Below are 22,101 nucleotides of genomic sequence, written 5' to 3' on the forward strand. Positions count from 1 at the left end.
GTCCATCGACGCAACCGTGGCGTCCACCGTTCGGGCGTGGCGCGCGGGGGGACCCGTACCCGAAAAGAAAAGGGCACCTCCGTGACGGAGATGCCCTGTTTCTCAGTGAAAGCTACGGCCGACCCATACCCCGGTAGTCCCAGCCGGCCGCCCGCCACTGACCGGCGTCCAGGCAGTTCTTGCCGTCGATGACCTTGCGGCTCGCGGCGAGCTCCCCGAGCGTCGCGGGGTCGGCGTTGCGGAACTCCGCCCACTCGGTGAGCACGCAGACCAGGTCTGCGTCGGTGACCGCGGCGGTGAGTGTGTCCGCGTACTCCACGTCGGGCAGCGCCTTGCGCGCGTTGTCCATGCCCTGCGGGTCGAACACGACGACCCGCGCGCCCGTCTTGTTGAGCATCGCGGCGACGGCCAGCGACGGGGCGTCGCGGATGTCGTCGGTGTTGGCCTTGAAGGTGGCGCCGAGCACGGCGACCTTGAGGCCGGTCAGGTTCGGGCCGGCGGGGCCGGCGGGGCGGCCGAGCAGCTCGGCGGCGAGGGTGACGACCCGGGTCCGGCGGCGCAGGTTGATCAGGTCGACCTCGTGCAGGAAGCGCAGCGCCTCGCCGGCGCCCAGCTCCTGGGCCCTGGCCTGGAACGCCCGGATGTCCTTGGGCAGGCAGCCGCCGCCGAAGCCGAGGCCGGCCTGGAGGAACTTGTTGCCGATCCGCGGGTCGTGCCCGATGGCGCGGGCGAGGTGGGTGACGTCGGCCCCGGACACCTCGCACACCTCGGCCATCGCGTTGATGAACGAGATCTTGGTGGCCAGGAACGCGTTGGCCGCGACCTTGACCAGCTCGGCGGTCGCGAAGTCGGTGGTGACGACCGGGACCTCGCGGTCCTCGGTGGCGGCGAGGTCGAAGACGCCCTTGTGCGCCGCGTACAGCATCGCGTCGGCCCACTCGCTCTTCACGCCGACGACGATCCGGTTCGGCCGGAGCACGTCCTCGACGGCGAAGCCCTCCTGGAGGAACTCGGGGCTCCACGCGACCTCGATCTCGGAACTCTCGGGCGCGGATTTCGCGACCAGCTCCTCGACCCAGGTGGCGGTGCCGACCGGAACAGTCGACTTTCCGACAATCAGCGCCTTACGGTTCAGGAACGGGGCGATTCCGGTGACAGCCGACTCGATGTACGACAGATCCGCGCCGAGGCCGCCGGCCCGCTGCGGGGTGCCGACACAGATGAAGTGCACGTCACCGAACTCGGCGGTCTCCTCGTAGCTGGTGGAGAACCGCAGCCGGCCCGAGGCCAGGTTCTTCCGGAGCAGCTCGTCGAGTCCGGGCTCGTGGAACGGCACCTGGCCGTCGCTCAGCTTGGCGATCTTGTCCTGGTCGACGTCGAAGCCGATGACCTCGTAGCCGAGTTCGGCGTAGCAGACGGCGTACGTCGCGCCGAGGTAGCCGGTGCCGAGGAACGTCAGGCGGGGACGCTGGGCACCGGAAGGCGGTGTGACCTGGGCCTGCGGCGGAACACTGGGGCTACTGAGGTAAGGGACAGTCACGCCTTTTCTCCATTTCGCGGGCCGGCCATCTCGACGAGAATAGTCGGTAGGTTGGGGGAGTCACCTAGCCCCGACGGTTACCCGTCAGTATCCTCACATGCGACGGGCCCGATCTGAACGGGCGTTCAGGAGGAGGAGCCGCGGTGGCGGACTTTGACGTGTACCAACTGCCCGAGGAGCACCGCGCCATCCGCGAGGCGGTCCGCGAGGTGTGTGCCGCGCGGGTCGCCCCGCACGCCGCGGCGGCCGACGCGAACAGCGAGTTTCCGAAGGCCTCCTACGACGCGCTGCGCGCCAGCGACTTCCACGCTCCGCACATCCCGGTCGAGTACGGCGGCGCCGGCGCCGACGCCCTGGCCACGGCGATCGTGATCGAGGAGGTCGCCAGGGTCTGCGCGTCCTCGTCGCTGATCCCGGCCGTCAACAAGCTCGGCACGCTGCCGCTGCTGCTGGCGGGGTCCGAGGAGCTCAAGCGGAAGTACCTGACGCCGGTGGCCTCCGGCGACGCGATGTTCTCCTACTGCCTGTCGGAGCCCGAGGCCGGCAGCGACGCCGTCTCGATGAAGACCCGCGCGGTCCGCGACGGCGACTTCTGGGTGCTCAACGGGGCGAAGCGCTGGATCACCAACGCCGGCGTGTCCGAGTACTACACCGTGTTCGCTGTGACCGACCCCACGGCCCGTTCCCGCGGAATCTCCGCCTTCGTGGTGGAGAAGGGCGACGAGGGCGTCAGCTTCGGCGCGCCGGAGAAGAAGCTCGGCATCAAGGGTTCCCCGACCCGCGAGGTCTACTTCGACAACGTCCGCATCCCGCTCGACCGCATGATCGGCGAGGAGGGCACCGGCTTCGCCACGGCCATGCGCACCCTCGACCACACCCGGGTCACGATCGCGGCGCAGGCCGTGGGCATCGCGCAGGGGGCGCTGGACCACGCGGCGGCGTACGTGCAGGAGCGCAAGCAGTTCGGCAAGGCGATCTCGGAGTTCCAGGGCATCCAGTTCATGCTCGCGGACATGGCGATGAAGTTGACCGCCGCGCGCGAGATGACCTACGTGGCGGCGGCCAAGTCCGAGCGGGGGGACGCCGACCTGACGTTCTTCGGCGCGGCGGCCAAGTGCTTCGCCTCGGACGCCGCCATGGAGATCACCACGGACGCCGTCCAGTTGCTCGGCGGCTACGGCTACACGGTCGACTTCCCGCTGGAGCGGATGATGCGCGACGCCAAGATCACCCAGATCTACGAGGGCACGAACCAGGTGCAGCGGATCGTCATGGCCCGCCAGTTGTTGAAGGACTAAGAACCTTCATCTGGTACGAATGGGAGGCCCCCGCCGCGCGCCGGCGGGGGCCTCGCCCATGTCCGGGGGCTGGACCCCGCGACGGTGCGCGCATTCCTCGGGGCCATGGCGTGGCCGGCTCGCGGCGGTGACGGGATATCGGGCCGCAGGGTGTGCTCGCCCGGGTGGGGTGACCGGGCGGTGATCGAGATCATCGGGTGCGCCGGGAGCCCGGATGCGAGACTCCGGACATGACAGGTGTACCGACTTCCTTCTCCCGGGTGACCCTCAGCCGGATCATGGTCCAGACGGACGTGAACCTCTACGGCACGGTGCACGGCGGCGCGATCATGAAGTTCATCGACGACGCGGCCGGGGCTGCGGCCGCCCGGCACGCCGGCGGCAACGCCGTCACCGCGTCGATCGACGAGATCGTGCTGTCCACGCCGGTCAGGGTCGGCGACCTGGTGCACGCCCAGGCCCAGGTCAACTGGGTCGGCCGGACGAGCATGGAGATCGGCGTGCGGGTGCTCGCCGAGCGCTGGAACGAGGCGGGTACCGAGCCGCTGACGGTCGCGACGGCGTACCTGGTGTTCGTGCACGTCGACGCCGAGGGCAAGCCACAGCCGATCCGCCCGGTCGTGCCGGAGACCGCCACCGACAAGCAACGGCTGCACGAGGCGGAGATCCGCCGGGAGCACCGCCTGGCCCGCCGCCAGGCGATCCTGGCGTCCCGCGACCGCCCCTGACCCACCCGCCGCACCAACCGCACGTGGAGCTGACGCAGGACCCGTAGCCGGCCCGTCACCGGCCCGTAGCGGTACGCAAGTCCGCGTCGGGTCCGGTTGAGGAGAGTCAAAGGCTCTTCTCTCCTCAACCGGACCCGATGCGGACGGCCCCACAGCAACCACCAAGGCGCTACAGAGCCCGAGTCACCTTCTCTGAGCTGGCCCGCGCGTCGAGCTTCGACGCGTCCGCGTCCTTGCACAGCACGATCGACGCCCCCGCCGCCAGCGGCGCCAGCAACCAGTCCAACGGCCTGGTGGGCGCCGCGATCAGCACCCGGTCGTCCCCGGTGAGCCCCAACTCCTCCGCCCGTGCCCGGGCCCGCTCGACCAGCCCGGCATGGGTCACCGCCGCCCCGCCCGGCAGGTGCACCAGCCCCGGGGCGTCCGGATCCGCCCCCGGCCCGCCGTAGAAGTCGCCGAAGTTGCGGACTTCCAGGACGTAGTCGAGCACCCCTTCCGGCGGGTTGCGCAGGGGCATGGCCATCGGGGCGAGGCTGAGTCCGTACACCTCGGGGCTGTTCTGTTCCTCGAAACGGTCCGCAGAGCTGAACGCGACGTCGACCTGCTCGCCGGCGCTGTGGCTGACCGCCAGGCCCGCCCGCCAGCAGCCGAGCAGCACCGCGGCCGTCTGCCAGTGCGGGGGGAGCGCAACGGCCGCGACGTCGCCGTGGCCGAGCCCGTGCCCGTCGACCAGCAGGTTCGCCGTCTTCGACACCCAGTTGTCGAGGGTGACCGCCGACAGTTCGGTGCGCTCGCCGGTCGAGTCGTCGTAGAAGGTGAGCAGCGGCCGGGCGGGGTCGGCGGCCAGTACGGCGGCGAGCAGCCCCGCCGGGGTGCGGATCGTCATGCCGACCAGCCTACGACCAGCCCCGCGACGCCCCGCCGGGCTGCGCAGGCCGCGCCCCGCGACGTGTGGGTCTGACACACACCGACACGGGTCGGCAACCGATGTAACGTGTGCCCTCGATGCTGCCGTCTCACTGAGGAGAACGCACACCATGGACAAGACTGTCGCCACCGCGGCGGAGGCCGTGGCCGACATCCCGGACGGCGCGTCGCTCGCCGTCGGCGGATTCGGCCTGTGTGGCATTCCGAGCGCGTTGATCGGAGCGCTGCTGGCCACCGGCGTCACCGGCCTGCGGACCGTGTCCAACAACTGCGGCGTCGACGACTGGGGCCTCGGGCAGCTGCTCGCCGAGCACCGGATCGCCCGGACCACCGGGTCGTACGTGGGGGAGAACAAGGAGTTCGCCCGGCAGTACCTGTCCGGGGAGCTGGAGGTCGAGCTGGTCCCGCAGGGCACCCTCGCCGAGCGGCTGCGCGCCGGTGGGGCCGGCATCCCCGGGTTCTTCACCCCGGCCGGGGTCGGCACCCAGGTGGCCGACGGCGGGCTGCCGTGGCGGTACAACACCGACGGCTCGGTGGCCGTGGCCTCCCCGCCGAAGGAGGTGCGGGCGTTCGACGGCCGCGACTACGTGCTCGAAGAGGGCATCGTCACCGACTTCGCCCTGGTCCGGGCCACGAAGGGCGACCGGCACGGGAACCTGGTGTTCCACGCCAGCACCCGTAACTTCAACCCGCTGTGCGCGATGGCCGGCAAGATCACGATCGCCGAGGTCGAGGAGCTGGTCGAGCCCGGCGAGCTGGACCCGGACGAGGTCCACCTGCCCGGCATCTTCGTCCAGCGCGTCGTCGCCGTGGGCGTCGGCGAGAAGCGCATCGAGCGCGTCACGACCCGGAAGAAGGGCTGATCACCATGGCACTCACCCGTGATGAGATGGCCGCCCGCGCGGCGCGGGAGCTGGCTGACGGCCAGTACGTCAACCTGGGTATCGGCCTGCCGACCCTGATCCCGAACTACCTGCCCGAGGGCATCCACGTCGTCCTGCACTCGGAGAACGGCATCCTGGGCACCGGGCCGTACCCGTACGAGGGCGAGGAGAACCCGGACCTGATCAACGCGGGCAAGGAGACGGTCACCGTCATGCCCGGGGCGGCGTACTTCGACTCGGCGCTGTCGTTCGGCATGATCCGGGGCGGGCACATCGACGTCGCCGTCCTCGGCGCGATGCAGGTGTCGGCGGCCGGAGACCTGGCCAACTGGACCGTGCCCGGCAAGATGGTCAAAGGCATGGGCGGCGCGATGGACCTCGTGCACGGCGCGCGGAAGGTCATCGTCCTGATGGAGCACGTCGCCAAGGACGGCTCGCACAAGATCGTGGACGAGTGCACGCTGCCGTACACCGGGCTGAGGGTCGTCGACCGGATCATCACCGACCTGGCTGTGATCGACGTCACCCCCGAGGGCCTGCGCCTGGTGGAGACGTCGCCCGGCGTGACGGTGGACGAGGTGCGGGCCGCGACCGGCCCGGCGCTGCTGACCGCCTGACGGACTCAGCGGGATCTTCGTGCGCGGTCGGTGCGCATGGAGATCAACCCCGCCTTTCCGGGTTGTGCTCTGTGTCCGATGGGGTCGGCGCGCCGGTCCCATCGGGCATCATCAGGGCCTTAGAGTCGCCAGTCGGTGTCCGATGGGTGTCGACTTGGTGACGGCGGGACCGGCGGTGCCGACACCGGCAATAACGGGCGTAGGCTTCGTGACGAAAGCCACACGCGAAGGAGGGTGTTGCTGTGCCCCGGGTCCTCGTCGACGCGACCAGTGTTCCGGCTGACAGAGGTGGGGTCGGTCGTTACCTTGACGGCCTGCTCGGCGCTCTGGCCAGCCTTCCGGTTGATCTAGTGGTGGTGTCACAGCGCAGTGACACCGAGCGGTATGCCCGCCTGCTGCCCCGCGCGGAGGTGATCGCGGCCCCCGCTGCCGTGAACCACCGGCCGACAAGGCTTGCCTGGGAGCAGACCGGTCTGCCGTTGCTCGCCCAGCAGGTGAAGGCGCAGGTGCTGCACGCGCCGTTCTACACCTGCCCGCTGCGCGCCCCGTGCCCGGTGACCGTGACGGTGCACGACGCGACGTTCTTCACCGAGCCGGAGCACTACGACAAGTCCCGGCGCACCTTCTTCCGCAGCGCGATCAAGACGTCGATGCGCCGGGCCAGCCGGGTGATCGTGCCCAGCAAGGCCACCCGCGACGAGCTGATCCGGCTGCTGGACGCCGACCCGACGAAGATCGACGTGGCGTACCACGGGGTGGACACCCAGGCGTTCTACCCGCCGTCCGACGACGAGAAGGCGCGGGTCAGGGCCAGGCTCGGGCTCGGGGAGACCCAGTACATCGCGTTCCTCGGGGCCAAGGAGCCCCGGAAGAACGTGCCGAACCTGATCCGGGGCTGGGTCGCAGCCGTGTCCGACCGGGTCGACCCGCCGGTGCTGGTCATCGCCGGGGGCTCCGGCCACGACGACGACATCGACCGCGCCGCCGCCGAGGTGCCCGGCCACCTGAGGATGCTCCGCCCCGGCTACCTGAGGTACGCGGACCTGCCCGGCTACCTGGGCGGCGCCGTGATCGCGGCGTACCCGTCGCATGGTGAGGGTTTCGGCCTGCCGATCCTGGAGGCCATGGCCTGTGGGGCTCCGGTGCTGACCACGCCCCGGCTGTCCCTGCCGGAGGTGGGCGGCGACGCGGTGGCGTACACGGGCGAGGAGTCCGACGTGATCGGCACGGACCTGGCGTCGCTCCTCGACGACGCGCCCCGGCGGGCGCGGCTGTCGGAGGCCGGGCAGTCCCGGGCGAAGGAGTTCACCTGGGCGTCCAGCGCCGAGGTGCACGTGGCGGCCTGGAGCAGGGCCGCGGGGCTGTGAGCACGCACGTCCGGGCCGCGCCGGGGCTGTGAGCCGCGCGGCTCCGGGCCGCGTGCCGCAGTGGTGATTCGCCCGCCCGGGCCGCGTGCCGGGGCGGTGGGTCGCGCTGCCCGGAGGGGCGTGGCGGGCCTGTTAACCGCCGGTTGGGTTCGGGCCGGTTCAGCCAGGCATAATGCACGAATGCTGTACTCGGTCATTCCCGCCGGCGGCAGCGGCACGCGGCTCTGGCCGCTGTCCCGCGCCGGGCACCCGAAGTTCCTGCACCCGCTGACCGGTTCCGACCGGTCGCTGCTGCAGGCCACCGTCGACCGGCTGGGGCCGCTGTCCCCGGCCGACCGGACGTACGTGGTGACGGGCGTCTCGCACGCCGTGGCAGTGTCCCGGCAGTTGCCGGACGTGCCCGAGGCGAACATCCTCGTCGAGCCCTCGCAGCGCGACTCCTGCGCCGCCATCGGGCTCGCCGCGGCCGTGATCGCCCACCGCGACCCCGGCGCGATCATGGGCGTGTTCTCCGCTGACCACCTGATCGGCGACGAGGCGCGCTTCGTCGAGGTGATCCGGGAGGCGATGGCCGCTGCGTCCGCCGGGTACCTGGCCACGCTCGGCATCACCCCGACCCGGCCGGAGGTCGGCTTCGGCTACCTCAAGATCGGCACGCTGGTGCACGGTGCGGCGCGGCAGGTCGAGGAGTTCCGGGAGAAGCCGGCCCACGCGCTGGCGGTGCAGTACACCGAGTCCGGCGAGTACCTGTGGAACGCCGGCATGTTCGTCTTCCAGGTCGAGACGTTCCTCGCCGAGCTGGACCGGCAGAAGCCGGAGCTGCACGCCGGCATCCAGGCCATCGCCGCGGCCTGGGACACCCCGGACCGCGACGCCGTCCTCGCGGACGTCTGGCCCGGGCTGGAGAAGATCTCCATCGACTACGCGGTGATGGAGGGCGCGGCGGCGGCGGGCCGGGTCGTCACGGTCCCCGGCGACTTCCCGTGGAGCGACGTCGGCGACTTCCACGCCCTCGGCGAGTCCCTGCCCTGCGACGACGCCGGCAACCTGATCCTCGGCGCCGACCGGGCCAACGTACTGACCCGCGACGTCAAGGACTCGGTGATCGTGTCGAGCACCGGCCGGGTCGTCGCGGCGATCGGCGTCGACAACCTGGTCATCGTCGACACCCCGGACGCGCTGATGGTGGTGCCGCGCGGCCGGGCCCAGGAGGTCAAGCAGATCGTGGACGAGTTGAAGGCGCGGGGCGAGGACCGGTACGTCTGACGGCTCAACCCAGTCGCCACACCAGCCAGTCGCCGGCCTCGTCGACCTGCAGCTGGTAGCCGCGGCCGGGGTCGAGGGGCAGCGGGCCGAGCCGGGTCGGTAGGGACTCCATCGGCCCGCCGTCGTCCACCAGCCGGTACGTGTGGCCGACCTCCGTCCACACCCCGCCGGCCACGGTCCAGGTTCCGCCGTCGTGGACGACGCCGTAGGTGTCGCCGGGGGTCATCCAGTAGCAGTACAGGCCGTCGCCGTCGTCGGCCCCGTCGTCGTGCAGCTGGTAGCAGTTGATCCGGGCCAGGCCCTCCTCGGCGCTGGTGTCGAGGGTGCCGAGAACTGTCGCGGTGTGCGGGGTCATTGCGCCTCCCAGGGATGTTCGCGACCGGCCCGGCCCGGGACGGTCCCCGCCAGGTGGCCACTTTCTCTCCTGGTGAGACTTAGGGCGTGTCCGGGCGTGACGCGACTTTTCGCCACTCGGGCCGGCGCTCCGCGCCGGGCGCGCGGGCCGCGACCCGCTAGCCGCGCACCGCCGCCAGCGCCGGCCCGACCAGGCACGCCGTCGCGTCCGCCAACGGGGACGGCAACGCGTCCACCGGGAACCAGCCCAGCTCCGCCGACTCCTCGCTCACCGTGAACACGGCCCCCTCGGGGGCGACGGCGACGTACCGCACGTCGTGGTGCGCCGACCCGCCCCCGCACCCCACCCGGTGCACGTCGAAGTGGATCGGCTCCGGGTGCAGCACGAGGTCGGCGATGCCGCTCTCCTCCACGGCCTCGCGCAGCGCCGCCCCGGCGAGGGTGGCGTCGCCCGGCTCCAAGTGGCCGCCGAGCTGCACCCACTTGCGGAACTTGCCGTGCAGGCAGAGCAGTACCTCGGTGTGGTCGTGCGAGAGCACCAGGGTCGAGGCGGTGACGTGGCCGGGGAGGTGCGCCCGGGTGAGCGCGACCGGGCCGGCCGTCAGCAGGTCGGCGGTGACCGGAACGTCCCGGAAGACCCGCACGGCGTCGTCGTACAGCGTGGTCATCGCGTCACCAGGTAGTCGGTCGGGTCCCGGTCGGGACGGGGGCCGGGCGGATCCAGCGGGTACCCGATCGCCACCGCGCCCATCGGCTGCCAGTCCGCCGGCAGGTCGAGGACGGCGCGCACCACGTCCGGGCAGAACATCGTGGACGACACCCAGCACGAGCCGAGCCCGTGCGCGGCCAGGCTGACCAGCAGGTTCTGCACGCCGGCGCCCATTGCGACGTGGAACATGGTCCGCTCGGCGTCGGACCGGCGCGGGTCCGGGTAGGGGTGCGCGGCCTCGGAGACGAGGCAGGGCACGACCAGCTCGGGGGCCGCGCGGAGCAGATCGCCGCGCCGGAGCCGGCGGTCGATCTGGTCGGGGGTGAAGCCGTCGCCGCGCAGGTCGGCGGCCCACGCGTCGCGCATCGCGTCGAGAAGCGCGTCCCGGGCCGCGCGGACGTGCACGAACCGCCACGGGACGCTGTGGTGCGGGGCCGGCGCGGTCAGTGCGTCACCCACCGCCGCCCGGATCAGATGGTCGGGCACCGGCTCTTTCTGGAAGCTACGAGTGGAGCGTCGCCCCGCCACGGCGGTCCGTCGGGCCTCGGCCGTCCCGAGGCTGAACAGGTCGTGCGCGGCATCCCGGACCAGCGTCTCGGCCACGCCCGGCCCGTCCGCCAGGACGGCGCCCGACACCCCGCCACCACGCCGGGCACCCGTGGCCCCGGTTCCGGCGGCGTCGGGTCCTGCGATCCCGGATCGGGCGGACATGGCCAGGCCGCGCACCACCGCCACCGGCACCTGGTCGATCTTGCCCTTGACCAGCTCCCCGGCGGCGGCCAGCTCGTCCACCACGGCCATCCGGGTCACGTGCAGCTCGTTGCCGTACGCGTCGGTCTCGCCCCGGTGGTCGCGCAGCGGGTGCACGCCGGCCGCCCCGATCGCGAAGTCGACCAGTCCGTCGCGCCACGGCCGGCCCATGGTGTCGGTGACGACGACGCCGACGTCGAGCCCCCGGGCGGCGAGCGCGGTACGCAGCGCGCGGGCCGACGCGTCGGGGTCCACGGGCAGGAGGACCATCCGGGAAGGGTCGACGTTGGACTCGTCGATGCCGGCGTTGTTCAGGACGTACCCGTGATGCGTCTGGACGATTTTGATCTTGCCCCGGGTGGCCACGGTGCGGGCGGTCTCGCCGGCCAGGATCGCGGCCTTGGCCTCCTCGCGCGCCGGTCCGTCGGCGGGCACGTCGACCAGCCGGCCCTCGGCCTTCGAAACGATCTTGCTGGTCACCACGAGGATGTCGCCGTCGGCCAGCCACGGCGCGGCCCCGCTGACCAGCGCCGCGAGGTCGTCGCCAGGGGACACGTCGCCGATCCCGGTCACCGGCAGGATGGTCAGCGCACCCGGCATGGTCGGCGCACCTGGCACCGGGGAGCCCGGCGTCGTCAGCATGCCAGCGCCGCCTCGACCATCGCGACCGTCGCGGCCTCGTCGGTCATCCACAGCGGGGTCCGCACCACCTCGACCCCCTCGATCTCGGCGGTGTCGTCGCTGTCGACCAGCCACGCCGTCAGGAAGTCCGCGTACATCGCGCCGACGGCCCCGGCCGTCACCGGCACCCCGAGCACCGCGAGGCACTTGTCCGCCATGCCCCGCACCGGCGCGTCGCCGATGATCGGGGACACCCCGACGACCTTGCGGCCGACCAGCGCGGCCCGCAGCCCGGGCACCGCCAGAATCGGGGCGATCGAGACGACCGGGTTCGAAGGTGCGACAAGGATCACATCTGCTGAATCCAGTGCTTCCAGGACGCCGGGGGCCGGACGGGACTCGGCCGCGCCGAGGAAGACGAAGGTCTCGGTCGGGATGTCCGCGCGGTACCGGATCCACCACTCCTGGAAATGCACCGCGCCCTGGTCGGTGACGGCGTGCGTCTCGAGCTTGTTGTCGGTCGCCGGCAGCATCGTGATCCCCGGCTGCCACCGTTCGCACAGGTTGCGGGTGATCTGGGACAGCGGGAGGCCGGCCGACAGCTGCCGGGTGCGCACCAGGTGGGTGGCGATGTCCTTGTCGCCGAGCCCGAACCAGGTCGGCTCGGCGCCGTACTTCGCCAGCTCCTCCTTCACGGTCCAGCTCTCCCCGGCCCGGCCCCAACCGCGCTCGGTGTCGGATCCGCCACCCAGCGTGTACATGATGGAGTCCAGGTCCGGGCAGATCCGCAGCCCGTGCAAGGTCACGTCGTCGCCCACGTTGACGATCGCGGTGACCTCGGCGTCGTGGGCGCGGGCCCAGGCCCGTACCCCGAGGAGGAACCGCGCGCCGCCGATGCCACCGGCCAGTACCGCAATACGCATCCCAGCATCCTCGCATCGGGGATCCGGGGGTGGCGCGCGCCCACTAGGGTGTGGCCGCCCAGACAGTAGGGTGCGAAACGGGCCAGGCCCGCCCGCACGGACTATGGTGATCGGCAACAAAGCTTCAAGGAGGCGCTGTGTCCACCCCGACGACGGCCGAAGAGAAGTCGGCGGCCGACTTCACCAAGCCCTACCGGTCCCTGGCAGCCCTCGTGCTGGTCTCGGTCGCCGGCCTGCTGCTATTTGTCAACGTCCTCCATCTCCTGCTGGCCACGGACGGGTGGGCCTACGGGTTCACCAGTCGGGCCTTCCTCGGCTTCGACAACTTCGTCGGGGTGACCTCGATAGCGTTGCCGCTGGTGGCGGTGCTGATCGCGACGCACGTGAAGCCGATGACGCAGAACGCGAAGCTGATCACCCTGATCGCCCTGGTGGAGTACGGGGTGGGGGCGCTGTTCGGCCTGATCACCCTGATCGCAGGCCAGTTGTACGCCTTCGAGAGGGCCGGCGCCGGCTCCGAGCACCCCGGGGCCACCGATGACACCCTGTCGGTGATCTTCGGCATCCTCGGCGACCTGGGCATGTTCGCGCTGTTCGGCCTGGCAGTGTTCTTCGTGTTCCGGGTCTACGCCGGCGTCTTCGTGGCCCAGCGCCCGCCGAAGCCCGTCGCCCAGCCGGCCTACCCGCCCCAGGGCTACGGCCAGCCGCAGCAGGGGTACCCGCCGCAGGGCTACGGCCAGCAGCCGCAGCAGCCCCAGCAGCAGTACGGGCAGCCGGCCTACGGCCAGCAGCCCTACGGCCAGCAGGGCTACGCCCCGACGGCCGCCCCGGCGTCGGCCCCGCCGGCGTACGGCCAGACGACCCCGCCGTACGGCCAGCAGCCCCAGCAGCCCCAGCAGTACGGACAGCAGGCGCAGCCGGCCTCCGCCCCGCCGGCTCAGGCTCCCTACGGCCAGCAGCCGCAGTACGGCCAGCCGCAGCAGCAGTACGGCGACCAGACCCAGGTCGTGCAGCAGCAGCCCCAGGCGGCCCCCCAGCCGCAGAGCTCGCCGTTCGCGAGCTACGCGGCCCCGACGTCGGCCCCGCCGGCCCACGCCGCGCAGGGCGGCTCGGATCAGGGTTGGCCGCCGGCCCAGCAGGCCGCGCCGTCGGCCCCGCAGGGTGGGGGCTTCCCCCCGCAGGACGAGGCCCAGCGCACCCAGATGATCCAGCCCGGCCAGATCCCGCCGGCTCAGTGAAGGCCCGCTGAGGGCGACGATGCGCGCGTTGGCCGGCCACCTGCATACAACACCGGTATGCAGGTGGCCGTCTCGGTTGTGACGGAGGCGCGCCGGCCGGCAGAGCGCATCCCCACCCTCAGCGGGCCCACAGGGCTAGATCAAGAGCGACACCAAAAGATGGTTTCCTACTTCGGAGTAGGGTGGCCGGGTGGATGACGGGATGCGCAGGGCCCTGCGGCGGGCCCGGGACGGCCGGACCCTCGACCAGGCCGAGGCGGCGGTGCTGCTCGGCGCACGGGGAGCCGCCCTCGACGAGCTGATCGCGACCGCCGGCGCGGTGCGCGACGCGGGACTGCTGGAGGCGGGGCGGCCGGGCGTCGTCACGTACTCGAAAAAGGTCTTCATCCCGCTCACGAGGCTCTGCCGCGACCGCTGCCACTACTGCACCTTCGCGACCGTCCCGCACCGCCTGGAGTCCCTCTTCCTGGAGAAGGACGAGGTGCTGGCGATCGCCCGGCAGGGCGCGGCGCTGGGGTGCAAGGAGGCCCTGTTCACGCTGGGCGACCGGCCGGAGGACCGCTGGCCCCAGGCCAGAACGTGGCTCGACGAGCGCGGCTACGACTCCACCCTCGACTATGTCCGGGCGTGCGCGATCGCCGTCCTGGAGGAGACCGGTCTCCTGCCGCACCTCAACCCCGGGGTCATGACCTGGGCCGACCTCCAGCGCCTCAAGCCCGTCGCGCCCAGCATGGGCATGATGCTGGAGACCACGGCGACCCGGCTGTGGTCGGAGCCCGGCGGCCCGCACTACGGCTCCCCGGACAAGGAGCCGGCCCTGCGGCTGCGGGTGCTGGAGGACGCGGGCCGGGTCGGTGTGCCGTTCACCACGGGCATCCTGATCGGGATCGGCGAGGCCCTGGCCGAGCGGGCCGACTCGCTGTTCGCGCTCCGCCGGATCAGCCGGGAGTACGGGCACATCCAGGAGGTCATCGTCCAGAACTTCCGCGCCAAGCCCGACACGGCGATGCGTGCGATGCCGGACGCGGAGCTCGACGAGCTGGCCGCCACGATCGCCGTGGCCCGCCTGGTGCTCGGCCCGACCGCGCGGATCCAGGCCCCGCCGAACCTGGTGGACGGCGAGTTCGCGCTGCTGCTGCGGGCCGGGATCGACGACTGGGGCGGGGTGTCGCCGCTGACCCCCGACCACGTGAACCCCGAGCGCCCCTGGCCGCACCTGGACGAGTTGGCGGCCCGGTCGAAGGACGCCGGGTTCACGCTGACGGAGCGGCTGACGATCTATCCGCCGTACCTGTCGGGGAGCTGGCTCGACCCCCGGCTCGCCGGGCATGTCGCAGCCCTGGCCGACCCGAAGTCCGGGCTGGCCGACCCGGACGCCCTTCCGGTGGGCCGGTCCTGGCAGGAGCCGGACGGCGGCTGGGAGTCCTCGGGCCGCACGGACCTGCACGCGACCGTGGACACCTCGGGCCGCACGGCCGACCGCCGCACGGACTTCGACGAGATCTACGGCGACTGGGCAGCCGTCGGCGCCTCGGCCGCGCCCGGCGCCCCCACCGTCCAGGTCGGCGACGTCAGCCGGGCCCTGGCTCTCGCCGCCACCGACCCGGCCGCGCTCCTCGCCAGGGACGACCTGGCCCTGGCCCTGTTCACCGCCGATGGCCCGGCCCTCGACGAGCTGTGCCGCACCGCCGACGACGTCCGCCGCGACACCGTCGGCGACGACGTCACCTACGTGGTCAACCGCAACATCAACTTCTCGAACGTCTGTTACGTCGGCTGCCGGTTCTGCGCCTTCGCCCAGCGTGAGCGCGACGCCGACGCGTTCCGGCTGAGCGTCGAGGAGGTCGCGGCCCGCGCCGTCGAGGCGGCGGCCGACGGGGCCACGGAGGTCTGCGTCCAGGGCGGAATCGACCCGAAACTGCCGACGACCGTGTACGCCGACATCGTGCGCGCGGTGAAGGCGGCCGTCCCGGGCATGCACGTGCACGCGTTCAGCCCGATGGAGATCGTCACGGGCGCCTCGAAGGCCGGGGTGCCGGTCGGCGACTGGCTGGCCGGGTTGAAGGACGCCGGGCTGGACTCGATCCCGGGCACGGCGGCGGAGATCCTCGACGACGAGGTGCGCTGGGTGTTGACGAAGGGCAAGTTGCCGACGTCGGCGTGGGTCGAGGTGGTTTCGTCGGCGCACGCCCTGGGCATCAGGAGTTCGTGCACGATGATGTACGGGCACGTCGACCACCCGGGCCACTGGCTCGGGCATTTCCGGGTGCTCGCCGGCATCCAGGACCGCACGGGCGGCTTCACCGAGTTCGTCGCGTTGCCTTTCGTGCACCAGAACGCGCCGCTCTATCTCGCCGGCATCTCCCGGCCCGGTCCGACGATGCGCGACAACCGCGCCGTGCACGCGATGGCACGCCTACTCCTGCACGGCCGGATCGCGAACATCCAGACGTCGTGGGTGAAGCTCGGCGACGCCGGAACAGTGGCCATGTTGAATGGCGGCTGCAACGATCTGGGCGGCACTCTGATGGAGGAGACCATCAGTCGGATGGCGGGCTCGGCGCACGGCTCGGCCAGGACGGTTGCCCAGTTGAGAGCGGTCGCGGCCCTCGCGGGGCGCCCGGCGCGGCAACGGACAACTTTTTACGGTTCTCCCGTAACCGCCTGACGACTGTCTCGTTTCTTACTGTGACGCCGGCCAGCCGGCCTGTTCGCCGTGCCCACTGGTGGTTTGCCCCTTTTCTTGGTACCCCGAAGTTGCGCCTATTTATCAGGTTCGGCTTGACGACGCACGCATTACACGCGTGTAATTTCACGGGGGACACACAATCGTGATGCGGGCCAAGCCTGGCAATTAGGATCAACTACACAAAGACCTTCCGCGTGGGGGGTACGCACCGACCGAAACGTCGGCAGCGAGGAAGGGGGCACGCTGATGGAGGACCAAGAGGTTGTCGCAGACCTCCTGGGGGACGCACCGGAGTGGCAGGAGCATGCGCTCTGCGCCCAGACCGACCCGGAGGCGTTCTTTCCAGAAAAGGGTGGCTCGACCAGGGAGGCGAAGCGCATCTGTGGGCGCTGCGAGGTCAAGTCCGACTGCTTGGAGTACGCGTTGTCCAAGGACGAACGTTTCGGGATCTGGGGGGGTCTGTCGGAACGGGAGCGCCGGAAGCTGAAGCGCCAGGCGGTCTAGTACCCGTTGAAGCTTCTAGATCTTATGAAAGTTCTTCGGGGTCGATCCCGAGCAGGTTCGCCAACTGCTCGATCACTACGTTGTTGATCAGGTCGGCGAGGTCGTCCCGGTCCACGGCGCGGAACTCGAGCGGGCGGCGGTAGAGCACGATCCGGGGCGGCACGGCCTGTCGCCCCGGACGGCCCGGCAGGAGGCGGGCCAGCGGCACCTCGCCGTCCTCCAGCACGTCGGTGTCGTAGACGTTGAGGTCCGGGGGGACGTCCTCCACGGCGAACTCGACACCGGCCAGCTCGTCGGCCCAGCGTCGTTCGAGGCCCTCGACGGCGTCAAGGATCAGGTCGTCGAAAATGTCCCGCCGGGTCCGGAACAGCGGGACGGACGCCGGCACGAGCCGACCTCGCAGTCCGCGTCCTCTCCGGTCCCGATGGTGCCGGGGTGCGCGGGGTGTCTCGTTACTCGGCGGGGGACTACTCACGACGCCCACACTAGCCCTCCCGGGGGTCCGCGCGGCCCCCTGCCGGCGTGTCGTGCGGGTATCGAGATGACGGGAGCCTGAGAGAGGGGTACCGTGCCGCCGTGAGGTCACCACGGCTGTGTTCCCGTAACGGCTGCCGCGTTCAGGCGGTGGCCACGCTGACCTACGTGTACGCCGATTCGACGGCCGTCGTCGGCCCGCTCGCAGGTGCGGCTGAGCCCCATTCGTACGACCTGTGTGAGCAGCATGCCCGGAGCCTCACCGCGCCCCGGGGCTGGGACCTGGTCCGGCACGAGGGCGACTTCGATCTGCCGCCGCCCACGCCCGACGACCTCGTGGCGCTGGCCGACGCGGTGCGCGAGGCCGGCCGCTCCGACCCCACGCCGCCCCGGCCGGACCCGCCGCGGGAGACCGCCGGCCGCGGCGTCGGCAGGCGCGGACACCTGAGAGTTATCCCGCCGTCCTAGAGGCATTCACCTAGGCCAATACACTAGAGCCCGTGGGTAACGGGTGGCTCGACGCTGTTGAGACCTATGTGGCGAATACGGATGATCCGAGGCCGCTCCGCGACTGGCTGCACGGCCAGGGGCTGGAGCCGGCCCGGCTCGACAGGCTCCCACAGTGGAGCACGATCGAGGCGGCGGCCGTCGGCCGGATCGGCGGCGAGCGCCCGACGGAGACGCACGTGGACCGGTGGGTCGCCGACGCGGTGCGCGGCGCTGCCCGGTTCGAGGGCGGCGTGGTCGTCCTCGCGCTGTACGTGGCCGCCGTCTGCGTGGAGGCCTGGGGCCGCAGCTCGCACTACGACCGGATCGTCGGCGTCATCACGGCGGCCCAGCGCGCCACGGCCGCCGACGGCGACCCGGTCACCGCAGCGGTGCTCCGCCAGCTCGACTCGCTGCGGCACGAGATCGACGTGGCCCGGGCGCTGGTGTGCACGGCCCCGATGGCGATGGTGCCGCCGGCCGAGCGGGTCCTGACCGTCGCCCGGCGCGCGGAGGAGGACGCCGCGGAGTTGGCGGAGGTGTGTCCGCCGATCGCGCGGTACCTGGCCCGGCTCGCCGTCGCGAAGACCGCGTACTACCGGGGCATCGTGGCCGCCGCCCGCGCCGTGGGGGAGTTCGAGGCGACCGGCCGGGCGGCGCTGCCGAAGGTGCGCCGGGCCATCGACCTGCTCCGGGAGGCCGAGTCGTCCGGGGCGACCGGGGACACGTTCGACACCACCGAGCTGCGGGCGCACCGGCGCAGCCTGCAACTGCTCGCCGACGCCGTGGACGACGACTGGCTGGTCGTGGAGGCCGGCAAGATCATCTACGTCTACCCGTTCGCGATCCGCGGCGCCCCGGACGCCCTCGTGGTCCGCGCGGCCCGCCGATACGGGGCCGGCTGGCGGCTCGGCGGCCACCCGGTGCGCTGGATGCGCGACTTCCTGCCGGTCGGCGACACCTGGGAGGGCGCGACCGAGCGCCGCTACGAGGGCGTGGTCCTCGAACTCCCCGATCTGACGATCACCACGGCCGACGGCCGGCCCCGGGGTCCGTACCGGGTGGAGCTGCGCTTCTCCCAACTCGGCAACCACTACCTGCGGGTCGAGTCGGCGATGCGCGACGCCAGGGCCGGCAACGTCTACGAGGCCCTGCACCGGGCGGCCCCCGAGCACGGCATGGAGACCATCTCCGGCAAGGACCACGAGTCGAACCTGGGCGAGCACGTCCGCCAGATCCTCACCGAACTCGGCCAGCGGATCGTGCACTCGGTCTCCCACGACCCGCTGCTCCGCGGCCCCCTGGAGGACGCCGGCCGGCCGCTGAGCAGGGTGGAGGTGAAGGCCCGCCCCGACCTGTACCACGTGGTGCTATCCATCCAGGACGCCGCGCTGGCCGCCGGCCCCGGCCGCGGCGCCCCCCGGCGGCGGGTCAACTCCGTGGAGGAGCTGCGCGGCGCGGTGGGCTGGCAGATCCTCGGCCACCCGGTGTCGGAGGCGACGTACGCCCTGGCCGAGTGGGCCCGCTACACCCCGGCCGTCCGGAAGAACCCGCTCGCCGGCCTGACCCTGGCGCACGAGCACGTGATCGCCACCCTGAACACGACGGTCCTGGTCATGCTGGGCACCCCGAACGTGATGGTCGAGCCGTTGGAGGCGATGGCGGAGTTCACGGCGTCGCTGGAGGGGCTGATCGGGGCGTGGCGGGAGAAGATCGTGGAGTACCGGCTGCGGCTGGTGGAGAGCATGGACGAGGCCGAACGCGCCCTGGCCAGCGGCCGGATCACCGGGGTCGGCGACACCCTCGCCCAGCTGCAGAACCAGCAGCTCGTCCTCCAGCGCCTGGTCGCCGAGGCCCAGTCCCTGCTGATGCACATCTTCGGCCCGACCCTGGTCAGCGCGGAGGTGGAGCGCGACATCCTGGACCGGCTGGCCGAGGCGACCGGGGTGAACCGGCTGCGCGCGGACCTGTACGAGCAGCTCGAACAGGCCAGCAGCGGCCGGGCGGAGGCGGTGATCGACGCGTTGGCCCGGCTCCGCGAGCAGCGGGCCAGGGAGAACCAGGCGCTGCGGGACTCCCGGCAGCGGATCCTGGTGGAGGCGTTCGCGTGGCTGTTCGGCGCGGCGAGCATCAGCGGGGTGATCCAGGTGCTGCACGACGCGGAGTGGATGTCGGGGGCGCACGCCGTGCGGTGGTCGTTGAGTCTGGTGGCGCTCGGCGGGGTGGGTTGCGCGTGGGCGATGCTGCGGCTGTGGCGCCGGAAGTGACAACGGGCGGGTGCCGCTGGAGGCCGCGGAGGCGACGACGGTGGCGGCCCGCGCGAACGGGGCGCCGACGCCCGACCGTTCCGCCGGTATGGACGGTAACATGATCGGATGCGCATTCTCGCCGTTTCCGGCCGGCATCCCCTGCTCGCGGAGTTCCACGCCGAGGTCCTGACCCCGTCGTTCCCGCCGTCGGAGCTGGGCCCCCTCGACGAACTCGAGGGCGCGCACGTCCGGCTCGCCGTCGACGACGACGGCCGGGTGCTGGGCGGCGCGGTCGGCGACTGGGCCCCGCACCTGCGGGTCATGCTCCTGGGCTATCTGGCGCTGCGCCCCGGCGTGCGGGGCGGCGGGATCGGTGGCGCGCTGCTCGACGACACCCTGGCGGCGTGGCGGGCCGAGTGCGACCCGTGCCTGATCCTCGCGGAGGTCGAGGACCCGGAGGCGCACGCCGGCACGGTCGAGGAGCACGGCGACCCGGCCGCCCGACTGCGGTTCTACCGCAGGCGCGGCGCGCGGGCCCTGGACATCCCCTACTTCCAGCCGGCGCTGAGCCCTGGGACGGGCCGGGTGTCGGGCCTGTTCCTGATGGCGCTGCACGCGGCGCCGGAGTTCCTGGCTGGCTCCGACGCCGTGCTCGCGGCCCCGGTCCGCTCCTTCATGGAGGGCTACTTCCTGGAGACGGAGGGCGTCATCCCGACCGACCCGCAGGCCACGGCCCTCTGGGAGGCGCTGTCCGGCGCACACGTCACGCTCCACTGACGATCAACCCCATCGGACGGCTACGGAGGTCCCTGCCCCGCCGCGCGCCGGCCCCGCCCAGCCCAGGTGCGCGGGGCCGTGTCGACGACGCGCGGAAGGCCGCGACCCGCCGGACCGATCACGGACGCGTCCCCGATCGGTTGGCGTCCGCCTCCTGTCGATCGGGCGACCCGCGATCGGCGGCCCCGGCGGACCGGTCGGGTCCGTGATCCTGGCCCCTCCCCGGGGCGCGCCGGCCGACTACGGTGGTGGCGTGGACGCTTACTGTTTCGTCGCCGGCACCCGGGAGAGCACCACCGAGGTCCTGGAGGTGCACGCCCCCGACGACGGCCGCCTGGTCGGCGTGGCCGGCGTGCCCGGCCCGGCCCAGGTCGAAAGAGCCGTCAGCGCCGCGGCGGCGGCGGCCGGTGCCTGCGCGGATCTGCCGGCCCACGCCAGGGCCGCTGCCCTGGACCACGTGTCCCGCCGGCTCGCCGAGCGCGCCGTGGAGATCGCGGCCCTGATCAGCGCCGAGAACGGCAAGCCGGTCAAGTGGGCTGCGGTCGAGGTCAACCGGGCGGTGTCGACGTTCCGGTGGGCGGCGGAGGAGGCGCGGCGGTTCGGCGGCGAGATGCAGCGCCTGGACACGGATCCGGCGGCGGCCGGTCGGGCGGCGATCGTGCGCCGGTTCCCGCGCGGGCCGGTGCTGGGCATCGCGCCGTTCAACTTTCCGCTGAACCTCGTCGCGCACAAGGTCGCACCGGCGATCGCCGTGGGCGCGCCGATCATCGTCAAGCCGGCCCCGGGCACCCCGCTGACGGCGCTGCTGCTCGGTGAGCTGCTCGCGGAGACGGAGTTGCCGGCCGGCGCCTGGTCGGTGCTGCCGGTGCCCAACGACCGGATGGCGCCCCTGGTGGCCGATCCCCGGCTGCCCGTCGTGAGCTTCACCGGTTCCGGGCCGGTGGGCTGGCGGATCGCCGACGCCGTGCCCCGCAAGCACGTCACCCTCGAGCTCGGCGGCAACGCAGCGGCCGTGGTGTGCGCCGACTGGCCGGACCTGGAGGCCGCCGCGCGGCGGGTCGCCCTGTTCGGCAACTACCAGGCCGGCCAGAGCTGCATCGCCGTCCAGCGGGTCTTCGTCGCAGCCTCCGTCTACCACACGTTCGGCGACCACCTGGTCGACGCGGTCGCGGCGCTGGACTTCGACACCGAGGTCGGGCCGGTGATCAACGACGCGGCGGCCGAGCGGATCGAGTCCTGGATCGGCTCCTCCGGCGGCCGGGTGCTCGTCGGCGGCGGGCGGGACGGCCGGCGGGTCCAGCCGACCGTCATCGTCGACGCCGACCCGAAGGCCGAGGTGAACACCGAGGAAATCTTCGGGCCGGTGCTGGTGCTGTCGTCGTTCGAGACGGTGGAGGAGGCGTTCGCGCTGGTCAACGACTCGCAGTACGGGTTGCAGGCCGGGGTGTTCACCCGGGATCTGCCCACGGCGTTCGCGGCGCACCGGGCCCTGGCCGTCGGCGGCGTGATCATAGGGGACGTGCCCAGTTTCCGGGCCGACCAGATGCCCTACGGCGGGTCGAAGGGGTCCGGCGTGGGCCGGGAGGGGGTGCGCAGCGCGATGGACGACTACACGGAGCAGCGTGTCCTCGTGCTGAACGCGTTCTGACCGCCCGGGTCTTCGGCGAGAGGGTCATGTGCGTCTCGGGTAGGCTGCCCTT

General features: G+C 72.1%; 20 protein-coding genes. 13 read left to right on the forward strand and 7 right to left on the reverse strand.

Annotation, left to right across the window (positions count from 1 at the left end; translation table 11 throughout):
* Nucleotides 1-112: 112 nt before the first annotated feature.
* Nucleotides 113-1,459 carry a UDP-glucose dehydrogenase family protein gene (locus IW245_RS32375; protein ID WP_231400540.1) on the reverse strand — a complete coding sequence of 449 codons (1,347 nt, stop codon included), beginning with the start codon at nucleotides 1,457-1,459 and terminating at the stop codon, nucleotides 113-115.
* 224 nt (nucleotides 1,460-1,683) lie between these two features.
* Here IW245_RS32375 and IW245_RS32380 point away from each other — a divergent pair, with 224 nt between their 5' ends.
* Both IW245_RS32380 and IW245_RS32385 read left to right on the forward strand, forming a co-directional pair.
* On the forward strand, nucleotides 1,684-2,838 hold the full coding sequence (locus tag IW245_RS32380) for an acyl-CoA dehydrogenase family protein (RefSeq protein ID WP_197006911.1): 1,155 nt from the start codon (nucleotides 1,684-1,686) through the stop codon (nucleotides 2,836-2,838).
* A gap of 230 nt (nucleotides 2,839-3,068) precedes the next feature.
* Nucleotides 3,069-3,566: an acyl-CoA thioesterase gene (locus IW245_RS32385; protein WP_197006912.1), complete on the forward strand. Its 498-nt coding sequence runs from the start codon at nucleotides 3,069-3,071 to the stop codon at nucleotides 3,564-3,566.
* 169 nt (nucleotides 3,567-3,735) lie between these two features.
* Here the strand turns inward: IW245_RS32385 and IW245_RS32390 are convergent, their stop codons facing one another.
* Entirely contained in the window at nucleotides 3,736-4,452 is a 717-nt protein-coding gene (locus IW245_RS32390) for a TIGR03089 family protein (RefSeq protein WP_197006913.1), read from the reverse strand.
* A 151-nt stretch (nucleotides 4,453-4,603) separates the two neighbouring features.
* Between IW245_RS32390 and IW245_RS32395 the strand changes: the two genes are divergently transcribed.
* From IW245_RS32395 to IW245_RS32410, 4 genes are all read left to right on the forward strand, one after another.
* The gene (locus tag IW245_RS32395; RefSeq protein WP_197006914.1) at nucleotides 4,604-5,356 is read left to right on the forward strand and encodes a CoA transferase subunit A; all 753 of its coding nucleotides are present in this window, start codon (nucleotides 4,604-4,606) and stop codon (nucleotides 5,354-5,356) included.
* A gap of 5 nt (nucleotides 5,357-5,361) precedes the next feature.
* On the forward strand, nucleotides 5,362-5,994 hold the full coding sequence (locus tag IW245_RS32400) for a CoA transferase subunit B (RefSeq protein ID WP_197006915.1): 633 nt from the start codon (nucleotides 5,362-5,364) through the stop codon (nucleotides 5,992-5,994).
* A 242-nt stretch (nucleotides 5,995-6,236) separates the two neighbouring features.
* Nucleotides 6,237-7,361: a glycosyltransferase family 4 protein gene (locus tag IW245_RS32405; RefSeq protein WP_197006916.1), complete on the forward strand. Its 1,125-nt coding sequence runs from the start codon at nucleotides 6,237-6,239 to the stop codon at nucleotides 7,359-7,361.
* Between the two features lie 180 nt (nucleotides 7,362-7,541).
* Entirely contained in the window at nucleotides 7,542-8,627 is a 1,086-nt protein-coding gene (locus tag IW245_RS32410) for a mannose-1-phosphate guanylyltransferase (RefSeq protein WP_197006917.1), read from the forward strand.
* A 4-nt stretch (nucleotides 8,628-8,631) separates the two neighbouring features.
* Here the strand turns inward: IW245_RS32410 and IW245_RS32415 are convergent, their stop codons facing one another.
* From IW245_RS32415 to cofD, 4 genes are all read right to left on the reverse strand, one after another.
* A complete protein-coding gene (locus tag IW245_RS32415; protein WP_197006918.1) occupies nucleotides 8,632-8,982 on the reverse strand; it encodes a hypothetical protein in 351 nt (116 codons plus the stop codon).
* A gap of 157 nt (nucleotides 8,983-9,139) precedes the next feature.
* The gene (locus IW245_RS32420; protein ID WP_197006919.1) at nucleotides 9,140-9,649 is read right to left on the reverse strand and encodes an NUDIX hydrolase; all 510 of its coding nucleotides are present in this window, start codon (nucleotides 9,647-9,649) and stop codon (nucleotides 9,140-9,142) included.
* Entirely contained in the window at nucleotides 9,646-11,040 is a 1,395-nt protein-coding gene (locus IW245_RS32425) for a coenzyme F420-0:L-glutamate ligase (RefSeq protein WP_197008792.1), read from the reverse strand. Before IW245_RS32425 ends, IW245_RS32420 begins: the two co-directional genes overlap by 4 nt.
* 35 nt (nucleotides 11,041-11,075) lie before the next feature.
* Nucleotides 11,076-11,984 (reverse strand): 2-phospho-L-lactate transferase, encoded by a 909-nt coding sequence (gene cofD, locus IW245_RS32430; RefSeq protein ID WP_197006920.1) that lies wholly within the window; start codon nucleotides 11,982-11,984, stop codon nucleotides 11,076-11,078.
* A 137-nt stretch (nucleotides 11,985-12,121) separates the two neighbouring features.
* Between cofD and IW245_RS32435 the strand changes: the two genes are divergently transcribed.
* From IW245_RS32435 to IW245_RS32445, 3 genes are all read left to right on the forward strand, one after another.
* Nucleotides 12,122-13,222, forward strand: a complete 1,101-nt coding sequence (locus IW245_RS32435) for a hypothetical protein (protein ID WP_197006921.1) — start codon at nucleotides 12,122-12,124, stop codon at nucleotides 13,220-13,222.
* Nucleotides 13,223-13,424: 202 nt separating this feature from the next.
* Nucleotides 13,425-15,890: a bifunctional FO biosynthesis protein CofGH gene (locus tag IW245_RS32440; protein WP_197008793.1), complete on the forward strand. Its 2,466-nt coding sequence runs from the start codon at nucleotides 13,425-13,427 to the stop codon at nucleotides 15,888-15,890.
* A gap of 267 nt (nucleotides 15,891-16,157) precedes the next feature.
* The gene (locus IW245_RS32445; RefSeq protein WP_197006922.1) at nucleotides 16,158-16,415 is read left to right on the forward strand and encodes a WhiB family transcriptional regulator; all 258 of its coding nucleotides are present in this window, start codon (nucleotides 16,158-16,160) and stop codon (nucleotides 16,413-16,415) included.
* Between the two features lie 22 nt (nucleotides 16,416-16,437).
* On the opposite strand, the gene IW245_RS32450 is transcribed toward IW245_RS32445, so the two are convergent.
* Complete coding sequence (locus IW245_RS32450) at nucleotides 16,438-16,803, reverse strand: metallopeptidase family protein (protein ID WP_233472728.1); 366 nt, start codon at nucleotides 16,801-16,803, stop codon at nucleotides 16,438-16,440.
* A gap of 188 nt (nucleotides 16,804-16,991) precedes the next feature.
* On the opposite strand from IW245_RS32450, the gene IW245_RS32455 reads away from it, so the two are divergent.
* From IW245_RS32455 to IW245_RS32470, 4 genes are all read left to right on the forward strand, one after another.
* Nucleotides 16,992-17,357 (forward strand): DUF3499 domain-containing protein, encoded by a 366-nt coding sequence (locus tag IW245_RS32455; RefSeq protein WP_197006924.1) that lies wholly within the window; start codon nucleotides 16,992-16,994, stop codon nucleotides 17,355-17,357.
* A 32-nt stretch (nucleotides 17,358-17,389) separates the two neighbouring features.
* Nucleotides 17,390-19,642, forward strand: coding sequence for a hypothetical protein (locus IW245_RS32460; protein WP_197006925.1), 2,253 nt, complete (start codon nucleotides 17,390-17,392; stop codon nucleotides 19,640-19,642).
* A gap of 108 nt (nucleotides 19,643-19,750) precedes the next feature.
* Nucleotides 19,751-20,401, forward strand: a complete 651-nt coding sequence (locus tag IW245_RS32465) for a GNAT family N-acetyltransferase (RefSeq protein WP_197006926.1) — start codon at nucleotides 19,751-19,753, stop codon at nucleotides 20,399-20,401.
* Nucleotides 20,402-20,654: 253 nt separating this feature from the next.
* On the forward strand, nucleotides 20,655-22,049 hold the full coding sequence (locus IW245_RS32470) for an aldehyde dehydrogenase family protein (protein ID WP_197006927.1): 1,395 nt from the start codon (nucleotides 20,655-20,657) through the stop codon (nucleotides 22,047-22,049).
* The last annotated feature ends 52 nt before the right edge of the window (nucleotides 22,050-22,101 follow it).

It is taken from the genome of Longispora fulva (assembly GCF_015751905.1).
GTDB lineage: Bacteria > Actinomycetota > Actinomycetes > Mycobacteriales > Micromonosporaceae > Longispora > Longispora fulva.